A 14781-nucleotide genomic window follows, 5' to 3' on the forward strand; every position below is an offset into this window, starting at 1 on the left:
GCTTTACGCTCGCCGCCCAGCGTCTGCATATCGCGCAACCTGCGCTCAGTATTGCGATTAAAAAGCTTGAGAATCAATTGGGTATGCCGATTTTTATTCGCAATGAAAAGCACATTCAGCTTACGCAAGAAGGGCAAGTATTACTGCAGCATGCCTATCGCGTCGTACAGCAAATGCAAGATGCAGCCACAGCCATGGATGAGCTTAAAGGATTGCAAAAAGGCGAGGTACGTATCGGTGTACCGGGTATGCTCGGATCTTATTTTTTTCCTGAGTTGCTGATGGGGTTCCGCCGTCGCTATCCCGCGCTAAAACTCACGGTGGTAGAGGCTGGCACTCACTCCCTGCGGCAAATGCTGCTCGACGGTGAGCTGGATCTCGCCGTGATTAACGATAGAGAGGTGCCCGATTCGTTAGAAACCACGCATTTGATTTCCTCGCAGATGGTCGCCGTTGTCGCGACCGATCATACGCTCGCCACACATCATACGCTCGATTACCACACCTTTTTCGACCATGAGTTGATCATGTTCCGTCCGGGATACTTCCACCGTGATTACCTTGATCAGGTCTGCGATACGCATGCAATAACCCCCAAACTTTCATTAGAAACCAATTTACTGGCGATGATTTTGAATATCGTCCGTCATGGGTTTGCGATCAGTGCACTGCTCGATATGGTCACCGAACATGAAAGGGGGATTGTCGGGATCCCCTTTACACAACCGATCAAGCTCGATATTGCGATTGCCTGGCGTAAACACGGTTACTTGTCCCTCGCCGATCGCGCCTTCATTGATTATGTGCAACAACACAATCCGTCTGCCAAGCCTTCTATGACATCCTGAGCCACCTTTCCCCAGATTTACCCCTATACTCGATGCAGGATTATCGCTAAAATCGCTGGCTAATTTATCGCCCGCCCTGGCGCACGATGCGCGTATCGTTGAATCGCCTGTCCTCATTGCAATGGGCTGACCAAGAGACCATAACGTGACACCGACTGCTATATACGATTACACCCCTTATTGGGCGGCCTGCTTTGGCCCCGCGCCTTTTTTGCCTACCAGCCGTGAAGAGATGGATATCTTAGGTTGGGATAGCTGCGATATCATCATCGTAACCGGTGATGCCTATGTCGATCATCCTAGCTTTGGCATGGCGGTGATTGGCCGCACATTGGAAGCACAAGGGTTTCGTGTTGGCATCATCTCGCAGCCTAACTGGCACAATAAAGATGATTTTATGGCATTAGGCGAGCCTAACCTATTCTTTGGCGTGACGGCTGGCAACATGGACTCGATGATCAACCGCTACACCGCAGACCGAAAACTGCGCCATGATGATGCCTATACGCCCAATAACGAGGGAGGTAAACGCCCTGATCGTGCGGTTTTGGTCTATTCTCAACGTTGTCGAGAGGCGTATAAGCAAACGCCGATCGTACTGGGCGGGATAGAGGCCAGCTTGCGCCGTTTAGCACACTACGACTATTGGTCAGACAAAGTACGTCGCTCTGTGTTATGTGATGCCAAAGCAGACATATTGCTATTTGGCAACGCCGAGCGCGCCTTAATAGAAGTGGCGCATCGTTTATCTCGCGGTGACACCTTAGCCGATATGACTCGCATCGCTGGCACCGCCGTGATGATGAAAACACCGCCCGAAGGTATGGCAGAAGTCGATTCCACCCGCATTGATAAGCCGGGAAAGAGCATGACCATGCCCAACCCCTATGCAACAGAAACCCAATGCGAAACCTGCAAAAAAGCAGAGCCGGATGCCGCGAAACCAATCACCATTCGCCCTTCTAGGCATGATGCGAAAAACACCTTTGTTCGCCTGCCCTCGTTTGAAAAACTCAAAAACGATCGGATTTTGTATGCCCATGCAAGCCGGGTGATGCATTTGGAAGCCAACCCCTACTCCGCGCGGGCGTTGGGTCAGCAACATGGCGATCAACTGCTTTGGATTAATCCGCCTCCGGTGCCGCTCACCACCGAAGAAATGGACTATGTGTTTGGCCTACCCTATGCGCGAGTACCTCATCCAAAGTACGGTAAAGCCAAGATCCCTGCCTACGACATGATTAAAACCTCGGTGAACATTATGCGTGGCTGTTTCGGCGGTTGTTCATTTTGTTCAATTACCGAGCACGAAGGGCGGATCATCCAAAACCGCTCACAAGCGTCGATCATTGAAGAGCTCAATGATATTCGCGATAAAGTGCCTGGTTTTACTGGCACGATTTCAGACTTGGGTGGCCCAACCGCTAACATGTATCGACTCGGCTGTGCCGATCCTAAAGCGGAGCGTAACTGTCGTCGCCCCTCTTGTGTATTTCCAAAGATTTGTGACAAGCTCAATACCGATCATCGCCATACCATTGATCTTTACCGTAAAGCACGCCAAGTAGAGGGAATCAAAAAAGTCCTGATTGCCTCGGGAGTGCGGTACGATCTGGCGATTGAGTCACCGGAATATGTGAAAGAGTTGGTCACTCACCATGTCGGTGGCTATTTAAAAATCGCCCCAGAACATACTGAGAAAAATACGCTGGATTTAATGATGAAGCCCGGTATGGGTGCGTATGATCGCTTCAAGGCTCTATTTGAAAAATACAGTAAAGAAGCGGGCAAAAAACAGTATTTGATCCCCTACTTCATTGCCGCGCATCCAGGGTGTACGGATGAAGATATGGTGCATCTGGCATGCTGGCTGAAAGAGAATGCCTTTGAGTGCGACCAAGTGCAAAACTTTTACCCATCACCCATGTGTAATGCGACTGCCATGTACCATTCAGAAACCAACCCACTGAAGCGGGTACGCTATAAAAAGCGCGAAACACTGACAGTGGCAAAAGGAGAGCGCCAGCGACGCTTACACAAGGCACTACTGCGTTACCATGATCCCGCTAACTGGCCACTGATCCGTGAAGCCTTGGTACGTATGGGGAAACAGCATTTGATTGGTAACGGGCCCAAGTGCCTGATCCCGAAAGAAGATGCCCCCGAAAAAACAGGCCGGCAGCGCCGCTCAGGCCGCCATGGCACCCAGCGCTTTGCCACTAAGCACCCCAAACAACCCGATATACGTCGGCCAAATAACAAAGGGCGAGGCAATAACCAGCGTGGAAAACGCGCATAAGCGCCTGCTTTAAAAGGATGAAATAAAAAACGCCCGTCGTGGTACACCCCGTTGCGGGCATCTTACTACGGGCGTTTCACTACGAGCGTTACGGTATCATCGTACTCATGGCGCGTCGGATACGCCCACCACTAACGGAAAAGCTCAACACCAATCACACCAAGCGCCAGGACACCGGCGATGGCTCCGATCACCCACGCAATTTTCTTTTGCGTCCCCTCGTCCAAGTACTGGGCTGCCGTAATCCCGAGTAAAACCAGCAAGATGATAACAATCGTTTTAAGCATTTGTTTTACCTTAGCTTTCAGCTCTTTATTTTACTGTATGACAAAGCCACCCAGATGCAAGCTTTATAGTGATACGTTATCGACACGCGCACGATCAATTCGCGTACACGCTAGCCGCAACAAGATTTGCAAAGGATGTTGTAACTGCGTCTCACTAAACCGCTTCACTTGGCTACGGCACGAGTAACCGGTTGCGAGCACTCTCTCGCTAGGTAGGTTGGCCAACTGTGGCGACCAACTTAAATCATAGATCGCAGCTGACGTTTCACGTTTGTCTGCTTCATGGCCATAAGTGCCCGCCATACCACAACAACCGACAGAAATCGGTTTAAGCGTCGCACCAAAGTGCGCAAATAAAGCCACCCATTGTTGCTCAGCATGAGGCAACTGTGTTTTCTCGGTACAGTGGCCGAACAGATACCAGGGGTCAGCATCACGGCTCGTCACGACCGGCATGTCAGGCACAACACTGCTCAGCCACTCATGACTCAGCATCACATTAAAGTTACCTCGGTGCTTACCTAGCGCTTCTTGATACTCATCGCGATAACAAAGCACCAGCGCCGGATCAACGCCCACCATGGGTATATTCAACGCCGCCAGCTGGTTTAAAAAGCCAGCGGTGTTACGCGCCGTCTGGGCGAAACGACGGAGGAAACCTTTTACATGCTGGGCTTTCCCGTTGGGTTTAAAGGGTACCAGCATGGGCACCTTCCCGAGTTGTCGCGCCAGTTTGATCAAATCATGAATCAGGGGCGCTTCATAAAAACTGGTAAAAGGGTCCTGCACGATCAACACATAGTGCTCACGCTCTTGCGCGGACAGAGCCTGCAGCCATGCTAAGTCAAACTTAAGCGCATGATCGCCCGCCAGAGACTGAGCCAGCGTCGGCACCGACAACGCCGGTGTGTCTGTGTAGCCAATTAGCTTCGCAGTGAGTCCTTGGGCCCATTGAGGCTGAGTCGCCGCATTCACCCATTTTGGTGCTTTGGCCATCAGCGGGAGCAAGGTTTCAATGTTCGCCACTAAGTGGTCTTTCACCGGGCGGGGATAGCGGCTGTAATAGAGCTGCATAAAGCGCGAGCGGAAACTCGGCACATCCACTTTGATCGGACACTGACTAGCACAAGCCTTACACGCCAAGCAACCGCTCATGGCTTCCATGACTTCATGGCTAAAATCATCTGCTTCTCTGCGGCGAGTAAAATAGCGTCCGAATTTGGCCATCACTTCACGGACTGAAGGCGACTGGGTCATCAATGCCTGCTCAACCGCCAAGGGGTCGACACCTTGCTCAGACAGTAAACGCAACCATTCTCGCACGATCCCAGCGCGACCTTTTGGCGAATGGCGACGGTCATAACTGACCTTCATCGAAGGACACATGGGTGAGGCGGTGTCATAGTTAAAGCACAGCCCATTGCCATTGCACTCCATTGCCCCTTTAAAGCTATCACGCACTTCTACGGGGATTTGACGGTCATAAAAGCCACGCTTAGTGTCATCAACCTTCACCAAGGCATCTTGGCTGTTAATCGGTGTGCAGATTTTTCCTGGATTCATCCGATTTTGCGGATCAAATGCCGCCTTGATATGGCGAAGCTGCGCAAACAAGGTCTCACCAAAAAACGCTGGGCCGTACTCTGAACGATAGCCTTTACCATGTTCTCCCCACATCAAGCCGCCATACTTGGYAACCAAAGCAACCACTTGGTCCGAGAGGGTTTTCATTACGCGTTCTTGGTCAGGGTCACACAAATCCAGCGCTGGACGCACATGCAGTACCCCCGCATCGACATGACCAAACATGCCATAGTGCAAATGGTGGCTGTCGAGCAATGCTCTAAATTCACTGATARAGTCAGCAAGGTGTTCCGGCGGTACACAAGTGTCTTCGGCAAAGGCGACGGGCTTGGCTTTACCTTTTGTGGCACCTAGCAGTCCGACCGCCTTTTTACGCATCGCGTAAATTTTGTTGATTGACGCGAGATCCCGACAAATCTGATAGCCAATCACCCCTTTTTGCTTGTGAGCAATCAAGCTATCCAGTTGCTGACAAAGTGCCGTAATCTGCTGCTCTATCTCACCCGGATCATTCCCCGCAAACTCCACCATATTAATGCCGTGCATGGTTTTGCCGGGCACCGCTTGCAACAGATCACTCACCGTATGCCAAACAATGTCATTACGCGCTAAATCAAGCACTTTGGCATCAATGGTTTCAACCGACAAGGCATTAGCGTCTACCATCATCGGTGCATTACGCAATGCTGAGTCAAAGCTGTCGTATTTAATATTTACCAAAGTCCGCACGGTCGGGATCGGGGTGATATTGAGCTTGGCTTCGGCAATAAACGCTAAGGACCCTTCAGCGCCACACAGCACGCGACCAATGTCGAAGGCTGTGAGTGTGTCATCATAAACATGTTTAAGGTCATAGCCGGTTAAAAAGCGATTTAACGGTGGAAAGGTCTCGGTAATCAAGTCACGGTGCTCACGACAGACTGAGGACACCGTTTGCAGCGCCCGGCCACTGAGATCATCGCGCGACATCGCTTGCTGAAGCTGATCCGCATTGAGAGGCTGTGTATCGAGGACGCTACCATCGACGAGCACTGCTTTTAAACCCAGTACATGATCGGAGGTCTTGCCGTAACGTAGCGAGCCTTGACCGGAGGCATCGGTATTGATCATCCCGCCAATCGTGGCACGATTACTGGTCGATAAGTCAGGTGAGAAAAAGTAACCATACGGGCGCAAGACATCATTGAGTTGATCTTTAACCACGCCTGCTTGCACACGTACCCAGCCTTGCTCCGGGTTCACTTCCAGCACCTGTTGCATATGACGCGACACATCCACCACCACATGCTGGGTCAACGACTGGCCATTGGTGCCAGTGCCGCCACCACGGGGAGAAAACTTAATCTCACTAAAAGCTGGGGCTTGGACGGTCTGACCAATAAGCTGAAGATCATCAACCGATGCGGGAAAGAGGACGGCTTGTGGTAAGGCCTGATAAACACTGTTATCAGTGGCCACCGCAAGGCGGCTTGCATAGGTCGATTCAATGTCGCCTTGAAAACCTGCTGTTTGCAAAGCGGTGATAAAATCAACAACGGCGGACGACAGGCCCGCCTCTGGATGGATTGCCGGTATCATTGCTGTTCCTGTGCGCTATCTCACCATGCCTGGTGCAATTTTTGTTGTGCTGTCACTTTACCTTAACTCTTGGCACAGCCAAAGCGATCACCTAGCAAATCCTTATCACCACTCGCGCCAACCTAGCCGCTTACCCGACCATTTAGCAAGCTCTGGGCTGGCAATCAGTACCCACGGGCCCAAACTCCATGCCGCCATTGAAACGACAATAAGCACAATCCAGCTTAGGCCTGTCAGCTGTGCCACTCCCCAGGCGGCGCCAACAATGGCGGCGATACCGAAAAAAATCCACGCCAGCGTTAACAGTTTGCCATTGAGCTGGCTAGCCGGTTTATGGCTAGGAAACAGCTTATGCCAAACCTGACCGGTATAGACACCCGCTGCTAACGCTGACAGATACACCAAATTGGGGATCTTTAATGCCAATGCCAACAGCGCCATGATAAGACACGCTAAGAACCAGATTCTGCCTGTCGTTAGCATGGGCCTTTCATTACCCACCGTTACCGTATCAAGCTTGACAGTCGCCCAAGCAACACTGGCGCCGACCAAAGCGCCAATGACCACATCACTGGCAAAATGCACCCCAAGGTACATCCGGTTCAGCCCCATAAGCACGATCACCAACAACGCCACCGCAAGCGCGCCAAACGCGGGTGGGTGGATGACTCGACGTTTTAGATACCAAGCAGTCATCACTGCCGCTGCAAGCAATGTATGTCCACTGGGTACGGTAAAACCGCTTGCCTGGCCGATTTGTAACTCTGGCCACAAATAAAACGGCCTTGGCATGGCAAAGCCACTTTTTAGCGTCGTCGACACTGCCGCCGCGCTTATTAACAAAAAGAGAAGTGATAATGCGGATTTATGGCCACGAAAGACCAAAAATAGCGGCAGCAGTGCAACGTAAAAGGCGGTCTCGCCCAGCGTATTGACCAATCTAAATACCGCGGTCACGGTCGAGCTCGCCGCCTCGCTCATTTGCTGTACCGCGGTTTGTATCCCCGCGACCCATCGATATTGACTGACATAAAACACAGGCGCTAAGGCACTAAAATCGGCCAAGGCACTGACATCGCTGCTTGGCGTTCTCGCCGCTAGCGACCACAAAAGATCACGACGGTCGCGAAAACGATAGCGATAATCTTGCGCATGGGCGCGCGGTACCAGCCGTGCTTGCTCGACTTCAGAGGCAAAATGGGGCGCGCGCCAAGCCGGCAAAAGACCCACTCCCTCCGCCGTAGAGACAACGGGCAATGGTGCCTGGCTTTGACAGGCAAATAACACACCACGCTCATCTTGATGATAGACATTACCGACCGTGACGCGAATAGCCGTTTCTTCAAACACTTCACGCGCTAGCGCTCTACTCGGTGATTCGGCCAAGTTAACCCGCCCACCGGGCAAACCATACCGTCCGGTCACTGTGTCTTTCACTAGCAAGAGCCGTCCGGCTGGATCGCTAATAATGCATGCGACCCCAGCGATCCCTTGCTCGGTGGAGAACGTAGTTTCATTCTCAGCCAAGGCATAGCTCGACACTAATCCGCTAAAGACTGACAATAGTACAGCGATAATCCGTTTCATGCGGCGGCTCCTGAATGCACGTGTCCTGATGAAAGATAAGGAAAAGAATGACGCAGCCAGACCCTCTTAGTCCCTATTATTACCATCATAACTTTCAAAACTTGATGGATTTAGTCTGCGAACGTGACTGGGATCTTCTCACGCACAAAGAACGACATTGGCTGACGACCTTTCAACAGCTTAGCTTCAAAGCACAGTGTTTGCTGGTGCGTTTACTGATGCGCCGTCACGACTGGTTTTTGGCCGGCTCGCTGCACTACGATGAGCTGGGTGAAACGCCGCCGCTGCTCGACACCTTAGCTGAACATCAATTTATTAGCCTTACCCATACTGCCCCGGCAGAGGTGGTATTCAAATTACTCACCAAAACACAACTTATGGCGGCTTTTCCTGATACAGGGCTCACCAAAAGTGCGCCTAAAAGCCAGTGGCAGCAGGCGATAGAGGATCTCTACGGCAACACGCTCGACAGCCCTTATGCATTGGTGGTCTGCCACCAGCCAGACATCTTACCGGTATTAAACCTGCTGTATTTTGGCAATTCGCGCCAGGATTTGAGCCAGTTCGTGGTGGCCGAGCTGGGTATCCAACACTTTGAGCCCTATCCCATTCGGCAAGCCGATCGCTTATTTGAGCATAGGTCCCAAATAAATGACTGGCTGCACTTATCCGCATTAAACGAGATCTTGTGGCAAGCGCGCAAAAACAAGCAACCTAAAGAAGTATTGGCGTTAGCGCCCTGTTTACCAGCCCCTTTTGACTGGGCACCGCTCGAGCGCAAGCGGCAGCGCTTGGTTAATCGCATTGCACGCGAATTTGAGCGCCAGGATGATTTATCGACCGCATTGTCGCTGTATCAAACCACCACTCAGCCACCCAGCCAAGAACGATGCGCACGTATCTTGATAAAGCAAGGTGACATTAAAGCGGCTGCAACGATCATCGCAACCATGCTCCAAGCCCCACACGATGAGGAAGAGCTTGACGTCGCTTATCGCTTGGCGAAACAAAAACCGGTTCGCGCACTCGGCCGCTTGGTTCCCTCAGCGCGTGCTAAACCGGCGACATTACCCACCGAGACGTTAGCTTTACCGCTGAATCAGCGCGTCGAAAAGGAGGTTGCTGATTATTATCGTCAGCAAGGCTGGGAAGTATGGTTCAGCGAGAACAGCTTGCTTAACGCGTTATTTGGGCTGTTTTTTTGGGATGTTTTGTTTTTGCCGGTCCGTGGCGCCTTTCTTAACCCTTTTCAACGTGGGCCGCGCGATCTCCACAGCGACGACTTTGTCGCTAAACGACAGACACTGATTGATAAGCGCCTTGCCGAGATTGATCGAGCACGCGATTGGGTGGCGCAACACTATCAGCAAAAGCACGGCATCACTAACGAGTGGGTAAATTGGTCGGTGATAGAGTGGCCGCTGCTTGAGGCTGCGTTAGTCATGCTTACAGACACACAGCTTCGCGCCTGTTTTCAACGTATTTTGTTCGACCGTCGCCATAACCGCCGCGGCCATCCAGACTTGTTTATGTGCCGAGGCGCATCCTACCAATGGGTGGAAGTAAAGGGGCCGGGCGATACGCTACAGCCTCACCAAACACGCTGGCTACAGTTTTTTCAACAGCATGAGATCCCAGCGAAAGTGACGTATGTGACGCCAGACCAATAATGCACGCACTGAGACATGTCTATCACCTGCTCTCAATCTCGCGACAGCCACCGCGTCTTTAAAGTGACGTTGTCACTCTTTTTCTTCTACATGTGGGTTAAAAATATAATAGGAACCATCGTAAACCAGCCGTTTAATCAACGCCTCGCAATGTTTGAGACCGCTGCGGTCAAACGACACGCCATAGCGTTGCATGCCCCATTTTTGTTGGCGGTTCTCTATTTGCCCACTCAAGATAAAACACTCGTCACTGTTTGGTGCTTGGATTTGAATCGCCATTTGGTGGTGTTTTTCAAACACAGGCGCAATGGCGTCAAAACTAAACCCACAACCGCCTGCAGAAATATCGGTAAGATTAACGGGCAAACGACGATGATCGAGCGGAATTTCCCCTTTGACGTTTAACTCATAACGATTATCTTTGCGCTGTTGTATCAGTTTGGCTTGTTGCGGTAACTCGACCATGACCAAATTAATGGGTGTTTTGAGCACGGTTGAGATCTTAGAGGCAAACCGCACTTTAGCCCCCTCGCCCTCATCAGATACTGCATCAACCGCCAAGCGATAACCTTCAATAAAAAACTGATTAACCTGATTAAGGTTTTCTGTCGGTAGCGAAAAGAATAAGCGCTTTTCACCATCAAAACCGATAAAGGTACATTCACACCGGTACGTTTGTCCCACTGGGGTCTTTATTTGTACTTGCGTCGTGGTGCCATGCTTCATAAATGCCACGGCACGTAACCCTATGACGGTCTCTTCTCTCACCGTTTTGTATTTTTTGGCCTTAAGTTCAGGCAAGGACTGCATCATCGTTCGCTTTTATTGTGATGGATAACTAAGGGCACCGACGTCTCCAGTCAGTGCCCATGCGGCATTTACATCAGCATAAACATGACAAACTGTACCAGCGGTACGGCAGAGCCATCAGAGGTGATGATTTGGTTTCCCTCAATTTTGGCAGACAGCACAGTATTTTTATCTGTTTGTGTGACAAAACCCGCTTTGGTCAGATCCTGTACTTTTGCTTGCCACGGTGACTGTGTCAGCACCCCATTGGGTACCGAAACATCAAGATCGCCGCTTACCTGATTGACCAGTTGCTGCAAATTAAACACGCCAGTTGGCTCACTGCCTTTTACATCGACGTGCATGTCGACACTGATATCCCCTTCTGGCACGGTTAAGCTGGCGGGCGACAAATCAATCGATAACCCCGATTGCAACAATTGCACCAAAGCTTGATCAAAGGCCTCCATACTCACTGGTGCGCTACCTTCTTGCCACTGCGACGAGAGTAACGCGATTTGGGACATGGCACTGTAATCAAGATGATTGGCATCGAGTGCCACTACCAAGTTACGCCACTGCGTGTTGTTCGGTAACGCAATCGTTCCCACCGTCAGTTGGTTGGTGTTATTTAGCTCGCGGGTTGAGGTTGACTCAGACGTGATCAACTTATTCCCTATCTCAAGCTTGACATCGCCCAGCTTTAACGATTGACCGCTCACATCACTGAAGTGCGCTTGCTCGAGCGATAAAGACTGTTCACCAATCCACAGACCATCTTGCAAATAGCCGCTTCCTGACCCCGACACGCTATCCACTTTCAGTTGCTGCCCACTATCGTCGTTGAAGGCCAGCGCGGGTAAAGAAAAGGTTGCGTTCACATGTCCTTTGCGGTCGATCTCGCCTTGTAGGCTTAACTCACTCGCGGTCAGGTTACTGCTCGCCTCTGATAGCGAAAAAGGTGCGACGGTAAGGTGATAATCGGATGCCCCTGTCATCAAGGTATCTAGCTCTAAACGAACTGGGGTTGGGTTACCTGGCCACGCTTTTTGGGTGATCGCTTGTAGCTCAGGCGTCATCACTAACGTGTTGCTTGACGAGACGCCAAACACGCCATGGGAGATCTCTGAGGCGATTTCGTAGCTAACGGGTAAGCCCGACTGCGCAAGCATCGCTTTGGTTTCACCCTGAAATGCGAGATGTGTGACCGCCTGCGAGCTTAAATACCCGCGATCGTAGGTCTGCTGCTCAAGCGTGAATTCTGACGTTGAGCGCTGATCGACTTCTCGCTCATACATCGACTGTGCGATTTGGCCAGTCGCAAATGGCCAACACGCAACAATCGCAAGGCCACCTGCGATGGCACCATACTTTCCTAAAAACATGTTTTCTTTGCCTCAGGCATGCGAAAAATCATAGTGTAACTAAAATTAGGCGCTGAAGATAACGCGTTATACTGTGAAGGCAAACTGTTATGGAAGCCATCGCACAGGTCAATAGACAATGAATAATAAGAAGGAACTTTCTCACTAATGAGGCAAGGGCGTGTATCACAGTACTGCCATGCAGAATACGGTGTATTTATTCGTGAATGTCGACCATTTCGCATCATTGCCGCGGATAAATGCATACAATCAAAGCATATTTGCAATAGATCGACAGAGTGTATGAATCCCTACGTTATATTGTGCATTGACCAAGACCCTTTCGTGGTAGAGCAGTTGTCTCACGACCTTGCGCCGTTTCGTGATGTGTTTGATTTTTGCAGTGCAGAGACCCCAGACGACGCTTATGCCATGCTCGACGACTTTAAGGCTAACGAGCAACAGGTGGCATTACTGATCTGCCATAACGGGTCGGACGATAATCGCGGTATCGATCTATTAGTCAATGTCGACAACCACTCTGCCAGTCAAGGCGCACGGACTGTTTTGCTCAGTGAGGCACCGCAATACGATATTATTTTGCAGGCGGTGAATGAAGGCCGACTCAATTATTGTATGCACAAGCCTTGGCGAGCCGAGGAGATGCAGCGTGTTGCCGAAAAAGAACTCACTACCTACGTGTTGCGCTATTGCCAACATGATTTGCTGCGTTATACCGAAGTGTTAGATCACCGCACCTTATTAGATGCTCAAGTTGAGCGCGAGATAAGCCAATTTCAAGCGCAATTGTTAGCGCCAGGCGAAACCGACAAAGCAGCGGTCGCCGATCGCGTCATTGCCGGTTTGTATGCGTTTTTTGAAGGCAACGATGAAAGCCGTGCGTGCCGCACCTACAGTGCCAACCATGTGCTTACCAAAGAAAATCAAGATAATGCTTTTTTGTGGTTTATCACCGATGGTGACGTTGGGCTGTATAAAACAGATGACGAAGGGCAAGAGCACCATGTTTCCACCCTTTCTTCCGGCAGCTTGATTGGCAGTATGTCGTTCGTGACGGGAGACGTTTCTTTCTCTACGGGGCGCACCCTCACTCGGACGCAGGTGATCAAAATCGATCATGCGTTATTTAGCAAAATAATGACCAGTCGCTCTGAGCTACTGCCATTGTTTATTCAATACCTGTTGTTGCACTTTAACCAACGTTTAAAGCGCAGTATCGATACCGAAATCCAGCTGCAGCAAACGCTCGCCTCACTGGACGAAGCCAACCGCCAGTTATTAGAAAAAGAAAAAATGGCACTACTGGGGCAACTCGTGGCGGGCGTCGCTCACGAACTCAATAATCCAGTGTCAGCGATTTTACGCAACAGTGACGCACTTGCAGACGCCCTAGAGGAAGTCGCAAAAACCCCGTTGACCTCAGCCAGCCGCGAACAAGCCCTGTCGCTTTTACAGACAAACCGCGAGAGTTCCCCCCTATCAACCGCCACGGCTCGAACCTATACCCGCACCCTAAGCGACCTCACCGGGGATAAACGGATCGCGCGCGATTTAGTCAACATTGGGTTGTATCAGCCTGAAAACATCAAAGAATGGCAACAACGTCTGGGTGAGGGCTTTAATCACGAACTTGCTACCTGGAAGCAATACGCCCGCTGTGGGCGGTTATTGCGCTCTAATCATGTCTGCGCGGCGCGTATTGCCGATCTCGTCAAAAGCTTACGCACCTATGCCCGTCAAGACAGCGAACAACGCCAACGCACCCGTATTATTGAAAACATTGATGATACCCTTACCTTATTTGAGCATCGACTCAAGCCTCATCAATTGGAAAAACGCTACGACTGGGTGCCCGATATTATTGCTCAGCCCTCGGCCTTAGCGCAGGTATGGACAAACCTCATTGCCAATGCCTTAGATGCGATGCAAACGCCAGGCACACTGACAGTGACAGTAAAAACACTCAATGACCAAGCCTCTGGCACGATAGAAGTGTCGGTCAGTGATACCGGTATAGGCATGACCCCTGAGCAGCAAGCAAAAATGTTTGCGTTAAATTACACCACCAAACGCGAAGGTCATTTTGGTCTAGGTATTGGCCTGACCATGTGCCAAACCATTATCCATGAGCAAGGGGGCGATATTCAGGTACACTCGCAGCCAGCTGTCGGTACCACAATGACAGTGACGTTACCTATTGAACTCCCCGCCTCTGCCAGTAAGGAGCCCCAACGATGAGCCAATACTTAGTCCTATGTGTCGATGATGAGCGTGATGTGCTCGATAGCGTGATCGATGACTTGCAAGGCTTTACCGATCACTTCGAGGTGGAAGCGGCAGAGTCAGTCGCAGAAGCACGAGAAGTGATTGCGGACATGGCCACAGAAGGTACCAAGCTGGCATTGATTCTGTGTGATCATATTATGCCCGGCGAGCTCGGGGTGGAATTTTTGATTGAGTTAGCCAATCAGCCAGAGACAGCGTCGACGCGCAAAGTGTTACTGACCGGCCAAGCAGGCTTAGAAGATACGGTCTCTGCGGTTAATCACGCCAGTTTACACTATTACCTTGCCAAACCTTGGCAAAAAGAGACCTTGGTCAGTGTCGTCACCGATCAGCTCACCAGCTATGTCATCGCGCACGAAGCCAATTTATTGCCGTGGACCAGTGTACTGGACACCCCTAGGATTGTAGAAGCCATCAACCGCAACAAATGGGATATGGGCGCAGAATAGCTCTCAAACCAGTTCGTAC

General features: G+C 50.8%; 10 protein-coding genes. 5 read left to right on the forward strand and 5 right to left on the reverse strand.

From position 1 onward, the window contains the following. The coding region (locus BZG73_RS11710; RefSeq protein ID WP_077668384.1) for a LysR family transcriptional regulator at positions 1 to 848 on the forward strand (848 nt) is incomplete at its 5' end. A gap of 145 nt (positions 849 to 993) precedes the next feature. Beyond that, positions 994 to 3147, forward strand: coding sequence for a YgiQ family radical SAM protein (locus BZG73_RS11715; protein WP_077668385.1), 2154 nt, complete (start codon positions 994 to 996; stop codon positions 3145 to 3147). A gap of 131 nt (positions 3148 to 3278) precedes the next feature. On the opposite strand, the gene BZG73_RS16020 is transcribed toward BZG73_RS11715, so the two are convergent. From BZG73_RS16020 to BZG73_RS11725, 3 genes are all read right to left on the reverse strand, one after another. Further along, positions 3279 to 3434 (reverse strand): hypothetical protein, encoded by a 156-nt coding sequence (locus BZG73_RS16020; protein ID WP_156146643.1) that lies wholly within the window; start codon positions 3432 to 3434, stop codon positions 3279 to 3281. A gap of 63 nt (positions 3435 to 3497) precedes the next feature. Further along, entirely contained in the window at positions 3498 to 6596 is a 3099-nt protein-coding gene (gene ydiJ / locus BZG73_RS11720; protein WP_077668386.1) for a D-2-hydroxyglutarate dehydrogenase YdiJ, read from the reverse strand. A gap of 105 nt (positions 6597 to 6701) precedes the next feature. Further along, entirely contained in the window at positions 6702 to 8183 is a 1482-nt protein-coding gene (locus BZG73_RS11725) for a bifunctional NUDIX hydrolase/phosphatase PAP2 family protein (protein ID WP_077668387.1), read from the reverse strand. Between the two features lie 47 nt (positions 8184 to 8230). Between BZG73_RS11725 and BZG73_RS11730 the strand changes: the two genes are divergently transcribed. After that, on the forward strand, positions 8231 to 9853 hold the full coding sequence (locus tag BZG73_RS11730; protein ID WP_077668388.1) for a VRR-NUC domain-containing protein: 1623 nt from the start codon (positions 8231 to 8233) through the stop codon (positions 9851 to 9853). Between the two features lie 72 nt (positions 9854 to 9925). Here the strand turns inward: BZG73_RS11730 and BZG73_RS11735 are convergent, their stop codons facing one another. Both BZG73_RS11735 and BZG73_RS11740 read right to left on the reverse strand, forming a co-directional pair. Next, a complete protein-coding gene (locus BZG73_RS11735; protein ID WP_077666836.1) occupies positions 9926 to 10666 on the reverse strand; it encodes a PilZ domain-containing protein in 741 nt (246 codons plus the stop codon). A gap of 65 nt (positions 10667 to 10731) precedes the next feature. Next, positions 10732 to 12027 (reverse strand): DUF945 family protein, encoded by a 1296-nt coding sequence (locus BZG73_RS11740; RefSeq protein WP_077668389.1) that lies wholly within the window; start codon positions 12025 to 12027, stop codon positions 10732 to 10734. A gap of 282 nt (positions 12028 to 12309) precedes the next feature. Here BZG73_RS11740 and BZG73_RS11745 point away from each other — a divergent pair, with 282 nt between their 5' ends. Together BZG73_RS11745 and BZG73_RS11750 are read left to right on the forward strand one after the other, a co-directional pair. Continuing rightward, positions 12310 to 14265: an ATP-binding protein gene (locus BZG73_RS11745; RefSeq protein WP_158075305.1), complete on the forward strand. Its 1956-nt coding sequence runs from the start codon at positions 12310 to 12312 to the stop codon at positions 14263 to 14265. Further along, positions 14262 to 14762 (forward strand): response regulator, encoded by a 501-nt coding sequence (locus BZG73_RS11750; RefSeq protein ID WP_046073061.1) that lies wholly within the window; start codon positions 14262 to 14264, stop codon positions 14760 to 14762. The genes BZG73_RS11745 and BZG73_RS11750 overlap by 4 nt, the downstream gene beginning before the upstream one ends. Positions 14763 to 14781: the final 19 nt, after the last annotated feature.

This window comes from Salinivibrio siamensis (assembly GCF_001996005.1).
Taxonomy (GTDB): Bacteria; Pseudomonadota; Gammaproteobacteria; order Enterobacterales; family Vibrionaceae; genus Salinivibrio; species Salinivibrio siamensis.

Excerpts from the sequence above, each read along its gene's own strand:
- BZG73_RS11730 (WP_077668388.1), top strand. The coding sequence starts at position 8,231 with ATGACGCAGCCAGACCCTCTTAGTCCCTATTATTACCATCATAACTTT.
- BZG73_RS11740 (WP_077668389.1), bottom strand. The coding sequence starts at position 12,027 with ATGTTTTTAGGAAAGTATGGTGCCATCGCAGGTGGCCTTGCGATTGTT.
- BZG73_RS16020 (WP_156146643.1), bottom strand. The coding sequence starts at position 3,434 with ATGCTTAAAACGATTGTTATCATCTTGCTGGTTTTACTCGGGATTACG.
- BZG73_RS11725 (WP_077668387.1), bottom strand. The coding sequence starts at position 8,183 with ATGAAACGGATTATCGCTGTACTATTGTCAGTCTTTAGCGGATTAGTG.
- BZG73_RS11745 (WP_158075305.1), top strand. The coding sequence starts at position 12,310 with ATGAATCCCTACGTTATATTGTGCATTGACCAAGACCCTTTCGTGGTA.
- BZG73_RS11735 (WP_077666836.1), bottom strand. The coding sequence starts at position 10,666 with ATGATGCAGTCCTTGCCTGAACTTAAGGCCAAAAAATACAAAACGGTG.
- BZG73_RS11750 (WP_046073061.1), top strand. The coding sequence starts at position 14,262 with ATGAGCCAATACTTAGTCCTATGTGTCGATGATGAGCGTGATGTGCTC.